Annotated in this window: 12 protein-coding genes; 5 read left to right on the forward strand and 7 right to left on the reverse strand. The window is 48.0% G+C overall.

Annotated elements, in window-relative coordinates; genetic code table 11:
* The first annotated feature begins 115 nt into the window (after positions 1 to 115).
* Positions 116 to 1,306: a hypothetical protein gene (locus KDK15_RS17390; protein ID WP_257296658.1), complete on the forward strand. Its 1,191-nt coding sequence runs from the start codon at positions 116 to 118 to the stop codon at positions 1,304 to 1,306.
* Positions 1,307 to 1,562: 256 nt separating this feature from the next.
* Here the strand turns inward: KDK15_RS17390 and KDK15_RS17395 are convergent, their stop codons facing one another.
* Positions 1,563 to 1,868: a hypothetical protein gene (locus KDK15_RS17395; protein WP_257296659.1), complete on the reverse strand. Its 306-nt coding sequence runs from the start codon at positions 1,866 to 1,868 to the stop codon at positions 1,563 to 1,565.
* Positions 1,869 to 1,970: 102 nt separating this feature from the next.
* Here KDK15_RS17395 and KDK15_RS17400 point away from each other — a divergent pair, with 102 nt between their 5' ends.
* A complete protein-coding gene (locus tag KDK15_RS17400) occupies positions 1,971 to 3,422 on the forward strand; it encodes a hypothetical protein (RefSeq protein WP_257296660.1) in 1,452 nt (483 codons plus the stop codon).
* Between the two features lie 318 nt (positions 3,423 to 3,740).
* On the opposite strand, the gene KDK15_RS17405 is transcribed toward KDK15_RS17400, so the two are convergent.
* From KDK15_RS17405 to KDK15_RS17430, 6 genes are all read right to left on the reverse strand, one after another.
* A complete protein-coding gene (locus tag KDK15_RS17405) occupies positions 3,741 to 4,241 on the reverse strand; it encodes a chemotaxis protein CheW (protein WP_257296661.1) in 501 nt (166 codons plus the stop codon).
* A gap of 94 nt (positions 4,242 to 4,335) precedes the next feature.
* On the reverse strand, positions 4,336 to 10,323 hold the full coding sequence (locus tag KDK15_RS17410; RefSeq protein ID WP_257296662.1) for an Hpt domain-containing protein: 5,988 nt from the start codon (positions 10,321 to 10,323) through the stop codon (positions 4,336 to 4,338).
* A gap of 137 nt (positions 10,324 to 10,460) precedes the next feature.
* Entirely contained in the window at positions 10,461 to 12,437 is a 1,977-nt protein-coding gene (locus KDK15_RS17415) for a methyl-accepting chemotaxis protein (RefSeq protein ID WP_373691398.1), read from the reverse strand.
* 133 nt (positions 12,438 to 12,570) lie between these two features.
* Complete coding sequence (locus KDK15_RS17420; RefSeq protein ID WP_257296664.1) at positions 12,571 to 13,128, reverse strand: chemotaxis protein CheW; 558 nt, start codon at positions 13,126 to 13,128, stop codon at positions 12,571 to 12,573.
* Between the two features lie 98 nt (positions 13,129 to 13,226).
* On the reverse strand, positions 13,227 to 13,601 hold the full coding sequence (pilH, locus tag KDK15_RS17425; protein ID WP_257296665.1) for a twitching motility response regulator PilH: 375 nt from the start codon (positions 13,599 to 13,601) through the stop codon (positions 13,227 to 13,229).
* 138 nt (positions 13,602 to 13,739) lie between these two features.
* Positions 13,740 to 14,150 (reverse strand): PleD family two-component system response regulator, encoded by a 411-nt coding sequence (locus KDK15_RS17430; protein WP_257296666.1) that lies wholly within the window; start codon positions 14,148 to 14,150, stop codon positions 13,740 to 13,742.
* A 259-nt stretch (positions 14,151 to 14,409) separates the two neighbouring features.
* On the opposite strand from KDK15_RS17430, the gene KDK15_RS17435 reads away from it, so the two are divergent.
* From KDK15_RS17435 to pckA, 3 genes are all read left to right on the forward strand, one after another.
* The gene (locus tag KDK15_RS17435; protein WP_257296667.1) at positions 14,410 to 15,720 is read left to right on the forward strand and encodes a TolC family outer membrane protein; all 1,311 of its coding nucleotides are present in this window, start codon (positions 14,410 to 14,412) and stop codon (positions 15,718 to 15,720) included.
* A gap of 416 nt (positions 15,721 to 16,136) precedes the next feature.
* Positions 16,137 to 17,006 carry an Hsp33 family molecular chaperone HslO gene (gene hslO, locus KDK15_RS17440; protein ID WP_257296668.1) on the forward strand — a complete coding sequence of 290 codons (870 nt, stop codon included), beginning with the start codon at positions 16,137 to 16,139 and terminating at the stop codon, positions 17,004 to 17,006.
* Between the two features lie 578 nt (positions 17,007 to 17,584).
* Positions 17,585 to 19,198, forward strand: coding sequence for a phosphoenolpyruvate carboxykinase (ATP) (gene pckA / locus KDK15_RS17445; protein ID WP_257296669.1), 1,614 nt, complete (start codon positions 17,585 to 17,587; stop codon positions 19,196 to 19,198).
* Positions 19,199 to 19,458: the final 260 nt, after the last annotated feature.

Raw genomic sequence — 19,458 nt, forward strand, 5'->3', positions numbered from 1 at the left:
GTACCTACAGGTACCAAAAGCAGTAATTCATTTAATTATTAAATTGAACCATTCAGAGCAAAAAGAATCAAAAAGACTAAATCAATGCTTGTTCCGGTAATTTTAAGGCTCTGACGTGGATATTACCAAATTAACTTACAAAAACCTGAGCGCTTATCAATCGGGCCTCCAAAACAGCCTGCCAGCGATGGACGAAGTTGCCGGTTCTCTCTGCTTACAGGACACACGACCTGTTCATGTTGTTGATGGAGAATGCACTTCATCGAATGGTTTCTATGAAAAAAAGCGACTTGAAGACTTCAGGATAGTGCCTCAGTGTGAGTTTGAGGGTAAATTGAGATCTTCCGCTGAAGTATCTCTGGATGAGAAGCCAGGGTTTGCCAGTACTGCAAAACTGCCGTTAAATTTTATCTGGGTTGGAAGTCTTATTCCTGATAAATACGCTAAAAATATTTTTGACTGGGCTAATGCCTATCCGCAGCGGTTGACTGTCCTGTGGATTACATCGACTTTGTTAAGTGAGCAGGCCAGGGAGGATATGGTACGTTTTGAAGAGGTTTGTCCGGAAAATGTCCGCGTTATGGATACTGTTATCAATCCACTATTAAATAACATTGGCTTTGCTGATATTGAACGCTGGATATTTAATGGATTTGAAACAATGTCCAGGGTTGAGATAACAAGAACAGCTTGTGCATATAGCGATGTACTCAGGGTGCTTCTGATGTTTTATGGCACTGAGCTGCTTGATGGTATTAAGCAAGGCCCGGGTGATACCGATATAAGAACCAACCCCTGTGACGGGATGATTTATTTAGATACCGATATTTATTACAACTCCCTGGGCAGGATGGATGATCTGTATTTTAGAGGGGTTTTATTCAAGTGCAAATTCCTGATCCCAGAATTTACCAACAGCACGAATGATATTTTTGCCACTTCTCATGCCCGATCAGACTATTTTGGTTGTTTAATGCATGAGGTGTTGACCATAACCTTTGCATTAATGAGTCAATATTCCAGCTGTGCAGAGTATGTTCGTCCGAATCCTGATGATCTTCGATCAAATGAATTGCGCGTTTGTAAGTTTTCCTTTATGCCTGCTGATAATATGGTTACCAGGCACTATGGAGGATTTGCCAAAAAATTTGAAGATGAAACCGGTGCCAAACCTTTCCCCCTTATAGAAAAAGCGTGTAATGATTATTCCTGGGTTGATGGTAGCGCTTTAGACTTTCAGCGTTCGATGTTTAGGCCAAGGAGTCTTATGCAGCGATCCGTTGATTATTTTTGTTCAATTCTTTAGCCCTTCAAAGGAGACAACCGGGATTTTTAAACAGAAACAATATTATCTGTACGATCAATCAATAACTGGTACACGGTTTAATGTAATTGATGGGTTCTCTCTTTCAATGACGTCCAAACTCCGCTCGTCCTGAGCGCCCTTCTGCTCCGCTCAGGATGCACGGTCGAAGGACGCTCAGGGTGAACGGAGATTGTGCACATCAAGCTCATTGAAATGATGTACTAGGGAACTAATTTTTAAGTGAATGGTCTTGTTATTAAATGCGAACAGTTTTTACCCGGTAACTCCGGGTATAGTTTGACAGGAAATAATAAAGGGGAACTTGATTATGGATTTGGGCAGCACAAAAAATGTGAGCAACCTTGATACAGTAATCAGTGGCGGATGCAGCCCCGCAGACCACCACACCCGGAAAAGCGAAGCGTTCACCAGAACAGTGCATGTTAATAATGGCATGGAGGCGGGTAAGCAAACGTTGGTTGACAAGCTGCAAACGCTTCAGGTCAATCCCCCCATAAATCAGCAAGATCAGTTGCCTGTCCTGAAAAGACGTTACAGCCATCAGTCTGACGGACGCCCGCCGGAAAAGCTTCTCCGGTATTCTGGGTCAACCAGTTATTGTCAGTTAATTTCTGCTCGCAGTCAGGTTCCGGATAAGATCAAATTGCTTATCATGTATTTTGGTGATGAAGGCCTGAAGTTGCTTATGCAACAAAATCCAGGACTATTGTACGAAAAACTGGATTCGTTGGATGGTTTGAAAAAAGCGACTGGTATATTGCGGGGCGAGATTGAAGACATTGATTTCAGAGGCTGCTCAATGAATGGAGCCGAATTTAAAGATACTACTTTCAAACGCTGTAAATTCACCACAGAGCAGTTAAACAGTGCTGATCTTGAATGCATTGGTTTTAAGCATTGCTCTTTTGAAGGCGATTGCTTTGCATCATCAGTATTGGAAAATGCACGTTTTTATCCTAAGCAACCACATGAGACGAGTCTTATAGCGGACAGTACACGGCAGATTTCCCAAATCATATTTCAGTCATGTCTTAATCGCCAGGGTGAGCTCAATCTGGAACAATGGCTGGAGGTCATGGATAAAAATGGTTACTTCTGTCACTTCCTGAACCTGAAACCCCTGGATGAAATAACAAAAAAAAACCTCATTGAACAGACTGAAATTATAAAAAGTCAGTATCCGCAAAAACTTCGATCTATTATCTTTTGTCTTTTTGGAATCAGACTGTACCATGATGAAAGTGCATTGAGTTTCATCAATAACAATCGGGAATTCTGTGATCGTAAAGTCAGTGATCTCAGGGCTGTGTATTTTGATTTCAGAACCACCTTCTTTAGAAATAGAGACGCCGGAAGTTGCTTCGGTGTTTTGGAAGACTTGCTTGATCTGGTTATTTTATCAGATAACGAAGATGAGGACCTACTGGTATCAGATAGCGAAGATGAAGACTTAGTTGCTCTGGCTGATCCTGTGGATGAGTTGCTCAGTCCTTTACCCATAGAAGATATGCTGGCTTTGATTATTAATATCATTGAGTTTCTCATGTTTCCTCACCCCAAACATGAATATATAGAATTTGGCGTCAATGCAAACAGTGTGGATGATGAAGCCTCTGAAAAAAGTGCCGGGAATATAGAAAACAAAACCAGCTTGTATTTTGGATCAGATTATAAACAACAGAGTTCGATGGAATTTGCCCTGGCTCGGGTTTATCTGTGGGGACTGGAACGTTACAGGAATAATTGTCTTAGAATCTGGAAGAGTTGCTCAGGAGAAAGCAAATTAAAAATAGCGAAATACTGCCTGAGACATAAGATTGTAGCAGTTGACCATTGTACGACGGTAGAGTTCATGAAACTGCTTGTCACCAATAAAGAAGGGGAACCTTGGCTGGATAAATTTGCGGCGAACATGAATGAACATAAAAATAATGAACGCAAGATCAATTTATTGAAAAAGATACTTAAACCAGATATCGAAGACTATAACAGCAAAGAAATAGATGAATCATTAGAGGATTTTGAGCAGTGGGTAAAGGAAGTTGCGCCGGATTTCACTATGCAGCTAGCTGCGGTAACGGCAATGGAGCATTAACATTATTTCAAAACACTCCGTTGATGGTGCTGGTGTACTGTCGGCTTTTTATCCCCGGAGGATGATGCACTGCGTTATTTACGTCAACAGGCGTTTATCAAAGCCGTTCTTGTGCCAAAAGTTGTGACAAAAGATGGAACCATTCAGGTGACCGATGGACCATGGTCGTTATATTGCTTTGTGGTGAATAGAGCCTGCTACCATCTAACATGATGCTTGTCCCCGCTCCCCGCACAAGCGGCCTGTCTTTTTCGGACAGCGGGGGACGGGAAGCGGGCAGCGCTTATTGAAATGTCGAAGTTATTAAATGACAATTCCTTATTCACACAGCTCTTCAGTCTCTTGAGCAATTGCAAGTTTATTGTCTGACAACACTTCGTTTATTTTCTGTTCCAGAAGGGAAAGATCCGGAATTGAAGCGGGAATGTCTTTCAGAATAACCCGGTATTTCTCCATGGGGCCTTTTTCCTCTGCCGAGGTACGGACTTCTTCACGTACCAGTGTTAAGGGTTGTGGAACCCCCTGCACCACCATGGCATAGAATGGCAGGCTGTCGTTTTTACTGGTGCGATGCATAATTGCAATACGGTTGGTGGCAGAAAACTCTGCAAATCGTCCCAGGTTCAGTCTTTCAAAGGAAACCACCGGGATCTTTTTACCCCGCCAGTTAAGATCACCCAGCAGCCATTCGGTTTCCGGGTAGTTTGCTTCCGGACGACTGTAGTCCTGAATACCGGCAATGCATACTGAAGGTATCAGCAGGGGACGCTGCTGCATGGGCATCAGCACGGACGAAATGGGCTGGTGGCTTCCGGACATGGTTTCCTCTTCATTCTGCTACTGTGCGGTTGAGGCTGCTTTTGTTGCTTTTGATATCTTTGTTAAGAGCAGAGCTTCCTGAGAAGCTCTGTTATCAGGCTGTCTCAACTTCAATCAGTTTTCCAATCGCTTCGAGTAACGGCCCTTCCTGGAAAGGTTTGCCTATGTACTCATTGACACCAAGGCTGAAGGCCCGTTGGCGATGTTTCTCACCGGTTCTGGAGGTGATCATGATAATCGGCAGGTCCTGAAGCTCAGCGTCATTCCTGACCGCACTGGCCACCTCAAAACCATCCATACGGGGCATTTCGATATCCAGCAGCATAATGTCTGGCTTCTGCTCAGAGAGGCGGGTCATGGCCTCCACGCCATCCCGTGCCGATATCACCTCGTATCCCTGGCGGGTTAGCAGACGACTGGTGACTTTCCTTACGGTAACCGAGTCATCCACCACAAGCACTTTAATGGCCTGGTCACTACTATCAAGTTCATGTCTTTCAACGGTATCAGGTTTGGCCTCTTGAATGACAAGCTGATGTTTGCGGTAAAGTGCCGCTGGATCAAGGATAACCACAACCCGGCCATCACCAAGAATGGTTGCACCGTTTACCCCGGCAAGACCGGAGAACTGAATCCCCAGACTCTTGGTAATGATTTCCCGGCTACCCACGATAGCATCAACCTGAACCGCAATATTCTCACTGCCCCTCTGCACCATGACAACCGGACACTGGCCATCGCTTATTTTTGGGCTGGGAGTATCTATAAGAGCCCCCATATAGATCAGCTGGTGCTCTGTACCATTGCCATAGATGAGTGGAGCTTTGTTTTTGTAGCAATCGGCCAGCATTTTTGCTGACACCATCGAGATGCCATCAATGGCATGCATCGGCAGTGCGTAAAGGCTGTTCCCTACTTCCACCATTAACGCCCGGTTAATGGACAGGGTGAATGGCAGCCTGAGGGAGAATTGTGTGCCCAGCCCGGCCTCAGACTTAACCTGTATACTGCCACCCATTTGGCGAACCGAGTTATTCACAACATCCAGCCCGACACCGCGGCCAGAAAGGTGGGTCACCTGGGTTGCGGTACTGAATCCGGACTTCATAATCAGTTCGATGACTTCCTGATCCGTTACCGGTTCGTCAGGACTGATCAGCTGCTGTTCAATCGCTTTAGCTTTCACGGCTTCGATATCGATACCGCGACCATCGTCGGACAGTTCAACCACAACATCGGCACCATCGCGACGAATGGATAAAGAAATCTGACCAGCTGCATGTTTTCCTGAATTCTGTCTTTCTTCTAATGAATCTTCGATGCCGTGACCAATGGCATTTCGGAGGATATGTCCAAGGGGAGCAAGCATCCGCTCGAGCATAGTTCTGTCCATCTCGCCTTCGGCATTACTAACCAGAAGTTCAACGGGTTTGTTCAGGTCATCAGACACCTGACGGACAATCTTGCGCAGTCTGGGAATCAGTCGGCTGAACGATACCATCCGGGCTTTCATCAGCTGCTCCTGGAGCTCAATCTGAGTTCTGGACTGTTGCTGGAGCTGCGTTTCTGTATCCCGGGTTTTTTCCTGCAGAGCCTCGCGCAGATCCATAAGGTCAGATGCGGACTCAACCAGCGAGTGAGAAAGCTGTGACAGTTCTGAGTACTGGTCCATTTCCAGTGGATCAAATTCAGGATTATCACCAAGATCGCCCTGGTGCCGGGAGATGATCTGGCTCTGGGTTTCTATATCGAGTCGCCGCAACTGTTCCCGAACCCGCAGAATGGTTCGATTCATCTCTTCAAGGGTTCTGCTGGCATCTGCGGTTTGCTGCTCAATGCGGGAGCGGCTGATGCTGGTTTCCCCGGCAAGATTGATCAGGTTTTCCAGAAGTCCCGAGGGAATTCGGACCATTTCACTGGATGACTGAAGCGTTGTCTCTTCAGCATCGGCATTGGTCTGAGGCGCTACCCGGATGGTAGAAACGGGTTCCAGTAACTGCTCAGGCATCCGCTTTGGTAGATCAGGTACTGGCAGTTCCGACAGGTTGTTGACCCATTTATCCTCATCGAAAGCCCTGGTGAGAGGTTTACCTGGTGATGAATGCCCCAGATAGTCCGGAAGAGTACCTGGCTTTTCAGCGGTTGAGTGACTGGCGTTCAGTCTATTCTTCCATTGCCTGAGCTCTTCCAGCATACGCTGTACTTCAGGGGATGGCTCCCCGTTGCCAGGCGCTTTCAGCGTTGTCTCTATGATATCGTGAGTTTTCTGAATCAGCGCAAGAGGGGCGCTCTCAGGCTCACAGCTGCCGTTGGCAATGGATTCATAGATATCTTCCAGCCCATGGCTCAGTTCTCCAAGCTCATTAAGTTCTGCCATCATTGCTCCCCCTTTCAGGGTGTGCAGGCATCGTTGAAGCTCATGAACCGGTTGTAAATCGCTGGTATTACTTAGCCATGTTTCCAGAGATTGGGCTGAGTCTTCAAGCAGCTCATAAGCCTCCTCGATAAACAGCTTGCGCAGCTCCGGATCGGACTCTGACCCATCGCTGAAAGGCGCAAAAGGTGTGCTTTCTGCCGGGACTGGACCACTGCCGGAAGGCTGGGCGATCGGTTTGAAACGATTATCTTCAGTGAACGATAAGTCGATGTCTTCTTCTGTCTCTGTATCAAAATCAAGAAGGACATCAAAGTCATGATTGCCCGGGTTTTCTTCGAACGTCAGGTCTGGCTCTGGATACGGCTCGGCTTGACTCAATGCCTGCTCAAACAGCAAGGACTCGAGTGCTTCACGCAGGGCACTGAAAACCGCTTGTGGCGGTTCAGGCGTTTGCTGTGAAGCCACCTGATTCATCATTTCAACCAGGGCTTCGAAACCGTCAGTAAATGGCGGCAGTAACTGTTGGGGAAGCCTAGTCTCATGGGTCTCCAGGTAAATGCAGACATCATGTAACACATCACAGAGCTCTGCGATAGCGGACAAACCCGCTTCATTGGCATTCTCAGCAAGCACTTTCAGTTCAAACTTGAACCGGTCAAGTTCCTCATGGGGCGTACTGTTAACCCATGTTTTCAGGTGGCTGCCGGCATCCAGTAACAGGTCAAGGTCGCTGGCCAGGAAAAGTGCTGCCTGTTGGCCTGTTGGCTGTTTTACCGGCGAAGGCTCCGGGGCAGACTCATCGTTCAAAGTGTTGCTGAGTAGTTGGTTATGAAGCGCGTTAAGCCAGTTAAGAAAGCTATCAACTTTCAGCTCCAGAGGTTGGGAGGTTGTTTGAAGTTGTTGCAGTGCATCTTCAATCAGGTCTACCCCCTGTTCCAGCATGCTGATGACCTGGCTATCAGCAGGCACCAGGTGTGTCCAAAACTCCTGGATGGTTTTTTCAATAGCTGCAATCAGCTCAGCAAGGGGCGTAATTTCTGCCATAAAGGCACTGCCTTTCAGGGTGTGCAGTGCTCGCTGGACGGTATCCGTGATCTGGATATCGCCACCCATTTGATGGCTAATCTCGATGAACTCTTTTACGACACTGAGATGACTTCTGGCTTCAGTGTCAAAAATGTCCAGTAACTGTTGATCATTACTGCTATCCAGCTCAGCGGTTTGCTCTTCAGTTACGAATTTATTGATTGCCTCAGTTTCTGAAGGCTCTATCGGTTCATTAACCAGCTCATCAACGTGGCTATCCAGAGCTTCTCCGGCACTGTCCGCTACAATGTTGCCAAACATCATTGCCGGTTCTTGCTGATCAGGCTCTACCAACTCCTCACTATCAACGACAAAGTGGGTTCCTTTACCCAGGGCGTCTGCTTTCTCCATGCAAAGCAGAACTTCCGGGGTTAGCTGCTGACTGTCCCTGGCAAAATCATTCACCAGTTCAGGCAGCATAGCGATGATTTCATGGAGTAGTTCAGCTATTGGCTCAGACGCACTACTAATAGTGCCTTTGACCACGCTGTTCAACATGTTTTCCACTGACCATGCCAGCTCGCCGATAACGTCAGCACCGATCATGCGGCTGCTGCCCTTTAACGTATGAAAGGCTCTTCTTATCTCATTGGTCGTGGCTGCATCATGGATATTATTGCGCCATTGTGGAAATAGCGCTTTGAGCTGCTGCTGAACTTCTGTCGCTTCTTCGACGAAAACTTCATGGAGGTCGTCATCATCTTCATCCATTGACACACTGAAGGTTTTTTCTACAGAGAGGGTGTCCTTCAGGGAAGAGTGGTGTGATGGAGCCAGATCCTCTGTGATGTCATCGCTGCTCAGGGTGTTATTTATGATTAGGGTGCTATCTGATGAAGGGGGTGAAATCTCGGTAAATGAGAACGCTTCTTCGGGGGGGAGGCTTTCCACGTCCGACAGATCTTCTTCATTCAGGGAAAAATCAACAGTCAGTGCTGCAGGTTCTACTTTTGTTACGTTAACGGATGACTCAAGCCTATCGATACTTTTCTGGGTAATATCCAGCGTTTTTTCAACGTGGGCAGAAGCTCCGCCACTCAACTGTTCCAGATAGTATTCAATGCTGGACAACGTATCGGCCAGCGCTTCCAGCTCCTCAAGGCTGGGCTTGAGGTTTTTGTCCAGCCACTGATGCTGAATATGTCTGGAACAGCGACTGATTAACTCAGCAACTCGGTTCAGAGGAATAATGGCAAGACTACCCTGGATGCTTTTTATCAGGGGTAACAACCTGGCCAGAAACTCCTGATTATAATCACTGCCAAGGTAGTCCACCACAGCGCCTTTGGCCTGTTCCAGGTTTTTACGGGCTTCATAAATCACCTTTTGGTGAATATCATTTATCTGTGCTGATACAGAGGGCTGGCCGGTTACCGAGCGATTAATGCCCATGAACTGGTTCAGCCCGGATTCCACTTCAAGCAACCGGGCAGCCGAATTGATCAGGGTATCGTTCAGTTTTTCGGGCGAGTGTCCACCAGCAAGAATCATCTGCAGGTGTTGATGCTCCCTGTGCATTATTTTCTGCAACGACTCAAGGCCAAGCATGCATAATGTGTCAGAGATTTGCTGGCAGGTGGCCAGTTGATCCTGAAGTCTGGATTTATTGTCCTCAGGGTTCAGCAGGTAAAGATCCAGTGCGTCTTTGATATGAGTTAGCTCTTCCTTGATGGCTTTCACCACGGGCGTTGCTGCATCAATGCTGATCAGATTGATATCCTGAGGCTCTGACTCCAGAGCCTGGTCCAGAGAGTATCGTCGCTTCAGAGAAAGGATAAGCGCATGATCACTGTTTGCTTTGGCAATTCGATAAAGAATCTCTCTCAGTATCTCTTCCGAGGGCGGGGTGTTCAGTCGTTTGGTTTCCTCATTGGCCAGACACTTGAACTCATTGTCCATTTCACGAAGGATTCTGATGGCGTGACTGTCTATGGCGATAGAGCCTTCCTTGAGACCCTCTGAAAATGCGGTGCAGGCATCCCATAGCGGTGAGATTGGCGAATCCCAGCACAGGTTTTGCAGCTTGGCAAATATCTTACTGATGACCGTTAGTTGCTGGTCCCGCTGGCTGTCCCTGAGAACACCGGCAAGACACAGCTGGTATTTCTGCCGTATTTTACGTACCAGAACCGCAAAACCGCTAGCCTGTAGCTTGTTCAGCTGTGCTTCCGGGATTGGTGCAATGGTGTGAACGATGGCCGGTGCAAAAAAATCAATATCGGATAAAGCCCGTTGCCCGCGTAATTGGCGCATTTCACTGAGCAGATTCTTCAGCAGGCTGGGGGTATCCTTGCCAGATCTGGAGGTATGGGTAAGATAGCCCGGCAGCTGAAGCATCGCCTGAATCAGTACCACCAGCTGCTGGGTATTATCAACTGGAGTCGCCTTCAGGCTATCTAATAACAGCAGAATTTCCCGGGTAAGTAACCGGGCTCCTTTCTGTTTCAATATTTTCAGTGTGCTGTGAATTTGCTGGATTTTTGTACGACAATTCTCCAGAAACACAGTCTTATCTGTGGAATCAGCATACTGTTCAAGGTCCTGACGGGCTTTAGTGAGGGTGCCTTCAATCTCTCCGATAACCCAGTCCAGACCTATATATTCACGCTGTTCGACCATGCCTGGCTCCTGTTTCCAGCTACCATTCCCGCTTTCGTAAGCGCTGTTTTTATCTCTCTGTTTAACAAGAGCGCCCGAGCGGCGGGCATCATGCTTGTTCTCATGCTCTCGTCTCTTACGGAGTCAGTTTTCCGGTGTCAGGACTCTGTGGTTTCAGGCAGTTTGAAACCCGTAACCGACTGACGCATCTCCATGGCCATACCGGCCAGATCACCGATAGATTGAGCGGTTGCCTTGGTTCCTGAGGAGGTTTGAATCGAAATATCCCGGATGGCCACCATGCGGTTGGAGATCTGTGAGGCTGACTGTGCCTGGACTTTTGCGGTTTCAGAAATGTTCCGGATCAGGCCTGACAGGCTGTTAGATACCTGCTCGATTTCTTCCAGTGCAACACCGGCATCCTGTGCCAAACGGGCTCCGTGTACCACTTCAGAAGTGGTTTGTTCCATGGAAATGACTGCTTCGTTGGTGTCAGTCTGGATGGTCGATACCAGCGCTTCTACCTGTTTGGTGGCTGCCGATACCCGTTCTGCCAGACGTTGAACCTCGTCGGCAACCACGGCAAAGCCCCGGCCTGCTTCACCGGCCATGGAGGCCTGGATAGCGGCGTTCAGGGATAGAATGTTGGTCTGGTCGGCGATCTCGTTGATCAGAGAAATAATGTCACCGATTTCCTGAGAGGACTCACCCAGTCGCTTAATACGCTTGGAGGTATCCTGAATCTGTTCACGGATAGTGGTCATGCCATCAATGGTATTTCGTACCACCAGTCCACCGTTAGCCGCGATCTGTACCGAGCGCTCGGCCACATCAGCAGAGTCGGAGGCTTCGCTGGAGACCTTTTCAATGGACTCTGTCATCTGGTTCACGGACTGGGTGGTAGCCCCGATTTCCTGGGCCTGGTGGTCGGAAGCTTCGGCCAGCAGTCGTGCGGTTGCCTGTGTTTCCTGGGCGGCTGCGTCTACCTTAACGGCAGTCTGGTTAATGGTGTTTACCAAGGCGCGCAATTGTTCAATGGAGAAGTTAATGGAGTCCGCAATGGCTCCGGTAAAGTCTTCGGTAACACTGGCTTTAACCGTCAAGTCACCGTCTGCCAGGTCCGCCATTTCATCAAGAAGTCGCAGAATGGCCTTCTGGTTAGCGGTGTTCTGGGCTTTGGTCGCCTCGCTTTGGCTTTTGGTTTCTTCCAGACGACGGCGGGTATCCATAATGATGGACATGGCGGTGACCAGGACAAACAGGAGGGAAAGTCCACCGGAGGCCATGATGGCCAGCTCAAGTGTCTTCTGTTCAATAGTAGAAGTGGACAAGGTGTCTGCCAGCACTGATGTTTGCTGCAGCAGTTGTTGTGAATCGGTGAAGATGGTGTCGGATGCGGCGCGTACCTGGAACAGTTCGGGAGAGGTTTCCAGAATCTCATCAACGCTGCCATCGACGAATTCAAACAGGTCGGAAATCTCCGTAAGACGGTCAATGGCTTCATCATCAGTCACTTGACTGATGCGCATGGCAAGGTTACCTTCCAGCATACCCTGCAGCACCCGCCCGAAGAGCTTGGCATCACGGCCAAAGCTGTCAGCCGCCATGATGGAATCTTCGCCACCTTCCAGAACCTTGGCAACACTCCGGATAATACGCTCTGCCAGCCAGGGCTGGCGTTGAGCCATGGCAATCTGGTCAGAGGGTGCATTGTTATCCAGAAGGATTTCTACCACCTCGTCGTACTCAATTTGCAGTTGGGGAATGGTTTCACTCAGTGTGGTAGCAACATCATGCAGAGACAGTACGGTATCCTGTGCAGCGAGAATGCTGCCGGCTTCTACCTTCATCTCAGACCATGCAGAATTCAGGGCTTCAATCTGCTGGGCGGTGGCGCTATCGGACGTGTCAATAAAGGGGAGTACTGAAAGCCTGGCACGGTTCAACTCAACAATATATTGGCCAAACATCAATGTTGCTTCTTTCAGCAGGGGAAAGGCTTCTTCTTTACCTGAGGCCGCTTCTGAGGCGTTTTTGGCAATCTGCTGGGAAAGAACCCGGAGCTCACCCGCATGGGTTGCATGGGTGTGAAGCAGCTGGGATTGCTGGTCATTGTAAATAAATGCACCTGTCATCACAGACAGGGACAGCACCAGCATGGTGATCGAAGCGATTGTGGCTCTGTTAGCCTTGCTTCCCTGTCCTCTTTTCGCTTGATTGCCTTTCATGGTTTATTCCCCGATTTCTGATGTGAAATCAAAATCCTGTTTATTCGCTGGCGGCTTTTAGAAAACGCTCGTTGGTAACGAGTCCCTCAATACTGAATATGACATAGTGTTGATCTTTGAAATAGGAGCCTCTGGTAAATGGATGAATATTTTCCGGAATGGATGCCGGTATCTCATCTGAGTGGCTGCTGGCGGTAAACTGCTGCATGCCTTTTACTTCATCAACGACAAGGCCAACGGAAATGTCTTTCTTCTCGATGACAAGTATCCGGTTGTTGTTGTTTGGTTGACTGGACACATAACTGGCCTGGTTACTTTTCAAAAAGTCTCCCAGGCTGACGACGGGTATCAGACGTCCCCGGACATTCGCTAATCCCCTGACCCATCGTTGTACACCGGGCAATGGCGTTGTCTGGGGAACGGGAAGAATTTCAGATATTGAACCAACCTGAACCATATAATGCTGACCATCCAGCACAAAGCTGACACCCTGCCAAAAGCTCAGATCAGTTTGCTCTACCGGGATTTGAGCACTGTACAGGGAAGCACTCTGCTCAAGTGTCTCCAGATAGTCGAATGGATGACTGGAGTTGCTCATAGTACTCCTTTCCTTCATTGTTTCCTTGACAATTGACAGCGACGGATGCGGGACAGCCCTCTTTTCCGGGATAGCTTTCTGGAGTAGCCCGACCTGATTCAGGCCGCAGCATCACTCAGGACTTCGTTTAGCGTTTCCAGTAGCAGGGTTTCCTTAATGGGCTTGGTCAGATAGTTTCTGGCTCCCTGCCGCATGCCCCAGACGCGATCAGTTTCCTGATCTTTGGTGGTGACAATAATGACCGGAATGTGTCTTGTACTGCCATCTTTAGACAGCTGTCGGGTGGCTTGAAAGCCGTTCAAGCCTGGCATGACGATATCCATTAATACCGCATCAGGCTGCTCTTCCCGGCAGAGGGCGACACCATCAGCGCCATTGTCAGCAGTCAATATGGTATGACCATGTTTCTCGAGCATTGCGCTCAGCTGGTACAGTTCGGTTGGTGAGTCGTCAACAATTAATACCTTAGCCATAAATTCCCCCGGTGTTTTTGGCCTAATGCAGTGCTAAAGGGCCGCACCAAACTTGGTTACTTGCTTTACATTATTTTCTGAACCCCTTGCGCGTCTCATCGGTAGAGACGCCGTCAAGGGCTTTCCATTCACGTTCGTTTAAACGGCCAGAGCATAGTCAGGACAGTGTTCCCGAATCGTTGCGAATAGTTCATCACGACTGAATGGCTTGGTCAGATAGTAATCTGAACCGGCAATTCGTCCTCTGGCGCGGTCGAACAGACCATCCTTACTGGATAGCATGATGACGGGAATCTGTTTAAATGCGTTGTTATTTTTAATCAGCGCACAGGTTTGATAGCCGTCAAGACGAGGCATCATAATATCGACAAAGATGATGTCTGGTTCGGACTCGGCGATTTTTGCCAATGCGTCAAAGCCATCGGTGGCGGTAACCACCTGGCAACCGGCTTTAGTTAGAAGCGTTTCAGCAGTACGACGAATCGTCTTGCTGTCATCGATGATCATGACCTTGAGGCCTGTTCCGACGAATTTTTCGCCATCGTGCATGTTATTCCCCTGGCAATCCACAGAAGAAGCGAGAATGGTTCGCAGCCATTCTTTCTTGTCGATCCATTCTCAATGGCTTAATTCTGTCTCAACCGGATATCTGGACCGCTTATTATTCTTTTTTATCATAATTTGGTCATTGCTGACCAGAAACGTAATGGTTACAAGTCACTATTTTTCCAACCCGCTGTAAAGTCCCGATTATTCATGGCGATGTATCTAGGTAATAAATCTCCGTGCGAAAGAGACAGGGACCTCCATGAAGCGTTTTCAATTTCTGCTGATCAGCGTGTTTTCTGGCCTGCTAGCATGGAATACTGACGTCTCAGCCGAATCTCTGGAAGAAGCTCTGGGTCATGCCCTACGTTCAAACCCTCAGGCAAAAGTTGCTCTTAGTCGTCTAAAGGCTGAGAGAAAAAATATCGATGCAGCAGCTGCCGATTTCTGGCCAACGCTTGATATTGCGGCAGGTATAGGTAGACAGAAAAAAGATACCAGTCCAGATACCAATGGGGAAAAGCGCACCCGCAAAGAAGCTTCATTTTCTCTAAAACAGAACCTTTTTGCAGGTTTTAATACCTGGTACAACCTGAAGGGTGCCCATAAAGGCGCTGAGGCTGAGCATTGGCGGCTCTACTCTACACTGGAAGATCTGGCCCTGCAGGTTATCAATGTTTATCTGAAAGTGCTTGAGCGTCGTGATTTGGTTGAGCTGGCAGAGGAAAACCTGGACATTCATCACGAAATTTTTGATCAGATTGAGCGTCGTGCCCGTCAGGGGGTTGCCCGAAGCTCTGATTTGATTCAGGTAGAAGGGCGGCGAGCAAGAGCAAATGCAAATCTCATTAGTGCCAGAAATAATCTGATGGATGCTGAAAGTGAGTACCTTGCGTTGGTTGGGCATAGTCCCGGTGATTTGGAGTTTCCTGGTTTTGAACATCTGGATTTGCCGGAAGATTTGCACAATGCCATTAAAAATAGCAGACAGGATCACCCCAGTGTAAAAGCTGCTGAAATGGATCTTGAATCATCGGAATACGCATACTCTTCCCGTAAAAGCAGTTATCTTCCATCACTGGATGCCGAATTAGACCAAAGCTGGAAGCGCAATGCTGATGGTCAGCTGGGTGATTATGATGATACGGTCGCCATGGTGAGGCTTCGCTACAACTTATTCCGGGGTGGCGGTGATCGGGCCCGCTTGCTGGAGAGTGCCCATCAGGCAGAAGAGCGGCGCTCCCAGAAAGCCAGTGTAATGAGAGATGTAGAAGAAAGAATGCGTATCAGCTGGGCGGCTCTTCAGTTTATTGGCGCACAACGTGAGTATTTATTGCTTCACGAGGATGCCAGCCGGGATACGGTTGCAGCATACAGAGAGCAATTTAACATTGGTAAGCGTACTCTGCTGGACTTGCTGGACAGCGAGAATGAATTATTTCAGTCCAGCAATAGCTTAACTTCCGCTATATATCAGGAAACTTATGCCCGTTACCGTGTTTTGGCGGCGGTGGGCAGGCTGCTGGAAAATGTGGAATTTACTATCCCGAAAAGCTGGCATCTGGATGGTTAAAAAACGTCATAACTGCAAATCGGTCGTTGGACATCGACTTGAGGCACTTAGCTTCAATAGCAGTGTCAGTGCGTCTTTTTTCATTGTAGAACGTCATCCTGAGTGTCAGCACCTGCATTTGGGCTGGATCAGCTGCCTGAGAGGGTGTGAAATGGCGTGATGTAGAAACTGTTTTATGAACACCTGACCTTTCTGGTCTGTCCTTTCCCTGGCCAAGCTGGCACCCTTCGATTATACCCAAACAAAGATTTAGAGAGAGAAGCTATAAACATGGCGAAGTGTTTTTGTCTGAATCGTAATATAATACGCCTCTTCCAACTTTATGTGTCTTTGTAAATCAGTGGATTGCCTTTATTTGCTCGGTAGTTTTTATGCTGCCGTCAGTTTTCTGATAAGCCCGGAACGGAATGTTGCTCATGAGCAGAACTGATAACGCAGTACAACGCTTTATCTTTGAAAATACCGATATTCGCGGTGAAATCGTTTCCCTCAACCACAGTTATGTTGATGCCCTGGCTGCCCATGATTATCCCGAGGTTGTCAGGCGCCTACTGGGGGAGTTGGTGGCCTCTGCCCTGCTGTTGAGCACAACACTGAAGTTTGACGGGCTGCTTACCCTTCAGGCCAGGGGTGACGGGCCATTAACTTTGCTCATGGTGGAATGTACAGACCAGCGGTCGTTCAGAGCTGTTGCGCAATTCAAAGATGATCTTTCTGCGGGAGCGCTTCAGGAGCTTCTGGGCAAGGCAAGCCTGTTGATTACCGTGGACCCGGTCAAAGGGAAGCGTTACCAGGGTATTGTTCCCCTGGAAAAGGAAACGCTGTCAGCAAGTCTTGAAGACTATTTTGCTCAATCTGTGCAGTTGCAAACCCGGCTGTGGCTGGCCTGTGATGGCCAAAGCTGTGGCGGTTTGCTGCTGCAGGCTTTGCCTGCCAGTGTTGAGCTTTCCGAGGGCGTTCGCGCTGAATCCTGGAAGCGCATGACGGCTCTTGCTGAAACCACTCAAGACGCTGAGTTGCTGGAGCTGGATCATGAAACACTGCTGGTCAGACTGTTTCATGAAGAAACTGTCCGTATTTTTGAAAAAGAGCCTGTCCGTTTCGTCTGCACCTGCTCTCAGGAAAGAAGTGCAAAAATCATCAGTACTCTGGATCGAAAAGAAATTGAGTCGATTATTGAAGAAGAAGGTCAGGTTGCCATGGACTGCCAGTTCTGCAATCAACAATTTGTTTTTGGTAAAGAGGATATCGATTCAATCTTTAACGCAAAACCACAAATTCACTGAAGTTTTTTGATCCCTCTCCTCCTGGTCTGGTCAGTAATTCCATTGCATTTCTGACCAGTGCCTGTTGACGTTTCATCGCGGGCTCAGCGTATCAGGGCGCTGCTATGGCGAGACATTGCGGAAGTCCCATGAAGGGCAGTTGTCTTTCAAAATGCCGCAACAAAGGCATAGGGGTATCCTGATAGGCCATCCGGGCTTGCAACAAAACGTCAACGGACTCTTAATATAATACCGTTTTATTTTGTCTCTTTCTGTCTGTTTTTGTTGTTTGACGCTGGATTTTACCAACTTTTAACGAGTTCATTAGCCAAAGATAATGACGACAGTGTACGCCTGTGTTTTCTTCCGGTGACTGATGATAAATTTGACCCGGAGCAATACTTTTAAGCTGACAAAGGTTTAACGTTTTTACCAGACTCAGTTAACGATCAAGCGTGGTGAGAGGGCTCTATAACCTGTAATTTCAGACTTATATTTAAATAACAGGTTCAATACTCTATCATAGCACGCCACAAGAATTACCATAATCTAACAACACAAAACGTTAAGTTGAGCGTATTGCCTTAGGAGAACTTTGCATGGCCCATGAAAACGTAAAGGAAGCTTTGGCTGCTGTCGGAATCAAGGATGTCCTTGATGTGGTTTACAACCCTTCTTATGAAACGCTGTTTGAAGAGGAGACCCGTCTGGAGCTGGAAGGCTATGAACAGGGGGTGGTTACTGAAATGGGGGCAGTGTCGGTGGATACCGGTATCTTCACGGGGCGTTCTCCGAAGGACAAATTCATCGTCAAGGACGATACAACCCGGGATACCATCTGGTGGTCGGACCAGGGTAAAAATGATAACAAGGCAATTACTGAAGAAGTCTGGACAGATCTTAAATCACTGGTAACCAATCAACTGTCCGCCAAGCGCCTGTTCATTATTGATGGTTTCTGTGGCGCTAATCCTGAAACACGCTTGAGCGTGCGCTTTGTTACCGAAGTGGCATGGCAGGCACACTTCGTTAAGAACATGTTCATCCGGCCCGGCGAAGATGAGCTGAAGGGCTTTGAACCTGACTTTATTGTAATGAACGGTGCCAAGTGTACCAACCCAAAATGGCAGGAGCACGGTCTCAACTCTGAAAACTTTGTGGCATTTAACCTGACGGAGCGGATTCAGGTGATTGGTGGCACCTGGTATGGCGGTGAAATGAAGAAAGGGATGTTCTCCATTATGAACTACCTTCTGCCGCTCAGGGGCATAGCGTCCATGCACTGTTCTGCCAATGTGGGTGAGCAGGGTGATACCGCCATTTTCTTCGGCCTGTCCGGAACCGGGAAAACCACACTCTCTGCCGATCCAAAGCGCGCTTTGATTGGTGATGATGAGCACGGTTGGGATGATGATGGCGTTTTCAACTTTGAAGGCGGCTGTTATGCGAAGACCATTAACTTGAGAGAAGAAAATGAGCCTGAGATTTTCCACGCCATTCGTCGCGATGCGCTGCTGGAAAACGTAACCGTTGATGCCCGGGGCAAAATTGATTTTGATGATGGCTCAAAAACCGAGAACACCCGGGTTTCTTATCCTCTATACCATATTGACAACATTGTTAAGCCGGTTTCCAAGGCTGGTCACGCCAAAAAAGTGATCTTCCTGACTGCCGATGCTTTTGGTGTTTTACCGCCTGTCTCCCGTCTGACCCCTGAGCAGACCAAGTACCACTTCCTCTCCGGTTTTACCGCAAAACTGGCTGGCACCGAGCGTGGTATCACTGAACCAACACCAACGTTCTCCTCCTGCTTCGGTGCTGCCTTCCTGTCCCTGCACCCAACCAGGTACGCCGAAGAGCTGGTTAAGAAGATGGAAGCTCATGGCGCTACCGCTTACCTGGTAAATACGGGATGGAATGGCACTGGCAAACGCATCTCCATCAAGGCAACCCGGGCGATCATTGATGCCATTCTGGATGGCTCTATTGATGAGGTAGAAACCAAAACGCTGCCTTTTTTCGGATTGCATGTACCACAAAGTGTTGCTGGCGTTGATGATAGTATTCTGAATCCTCAGGATACCTATGAGGATCCGGCAGAATGGGAGCGTAAGGCCCATGATCTGGCGGATCGCTTTATTACCAACTTTGTTAAGTTTACCGATAACGACGAAGGTAAGGCACTGTTGGCTGCCGGCCCAACATTGAGCTGATAAGTTCCGTAAGAATAACCAGGTTATAGAGGGAAGCGTTGTCTTCCCTTTTTTAATTCTCCATTTTCATTATTTCTGCCTTGGAGCAGTAATTTTCCGGTACTTTGAAGGTTTGCTTGCATACAAACGGTTCAGTTTCGTTATAATTCCTAGTTTTCTCTGGTCATTAGCGTGTCTTTGTGGCTTGAGTTTTCAGGTAAGGATAGACATTAATTACCGGCTGGATGCAGAAATGGTGCTGTTTCTGAGCATTGTCTGGA

It is taken from the genome of Endozoicomonas sp. YOMI1 (genome assembly GCF_024606345.1).
GTDB lineage: Bacteria > Pseudomonadota > Gammaproteobacteria > Pseudomonadales > Endozoicomonadaceae > Endozoicomonas.

Coding starts and splice junctions, on each gene's coding strand:
- KDK15_RS17395 (WP_257296659.1), bottom strand. CDS start 1,868: ATGGCTGTAACGTCTTTTCAGGACAGGCAACTGATCTTGCTGATTTAT.
- KDK15_RS17435 (WP_257296667.1), top strand. CDS start 14,410: ATGAAGCGTTTTCAATTTCTGCTGATCAGCGTGTTTTCTGGCCTGCTA.
- pilH (WP_257296665.1), bottom strand. CDS start 13,601: ATGGCTAAGGTATTAATTGTTGACGACTCACCAACCGAACTGTACCAG.
- KDK15_RS17410 (WP_257296662.1), bottom strand. CDS start 10,323: ATGGTCGAACAGCGTGAATATATAGGTCTGGACTGGGTTATCGGAGAG.
- KDK15_RS17415 (WP_373691398.1), bottom strand. CDS start 12,437: ATGACAGGTGCATTTATTTACAATGACCAGCAATCCCAGCTGCTTCAC.
- KDK15_RS17430 (WP_257296666.1), bottom strand. CDS start 14,150: ATGCACGATGGCGAAAAATTCGTCGGAACAGGCCTCAAGGTCATGATC.
- hslO (WP_257296668.1), top strand. CDS start 16,137: ATGAGCAGAACTGATAACGCAGTACAACGCTTTATCTTTGAAAATACC.
- pckA (WP_257296669.1), top strand. CDS start 17,585: ATGGCCCATGAAAACGTAAAGGAAGCTTTGGCTGCTGTCGGAATCAAG.
- KDK15_RS17420 (WP_257296664.1), bottom strand. CDS start 13,128: ATGAGCAACTCCAGTCATCCATTCGACTATCTGGAGACACTTGAGCAG.
- KDK15_RS17405 (WP_257296661.1), bottom strand. CDS start 4,241: ATGTCCGGAAGCCACCAGCCCATTTCGTCCGTGCTGATGCCCATGCAG.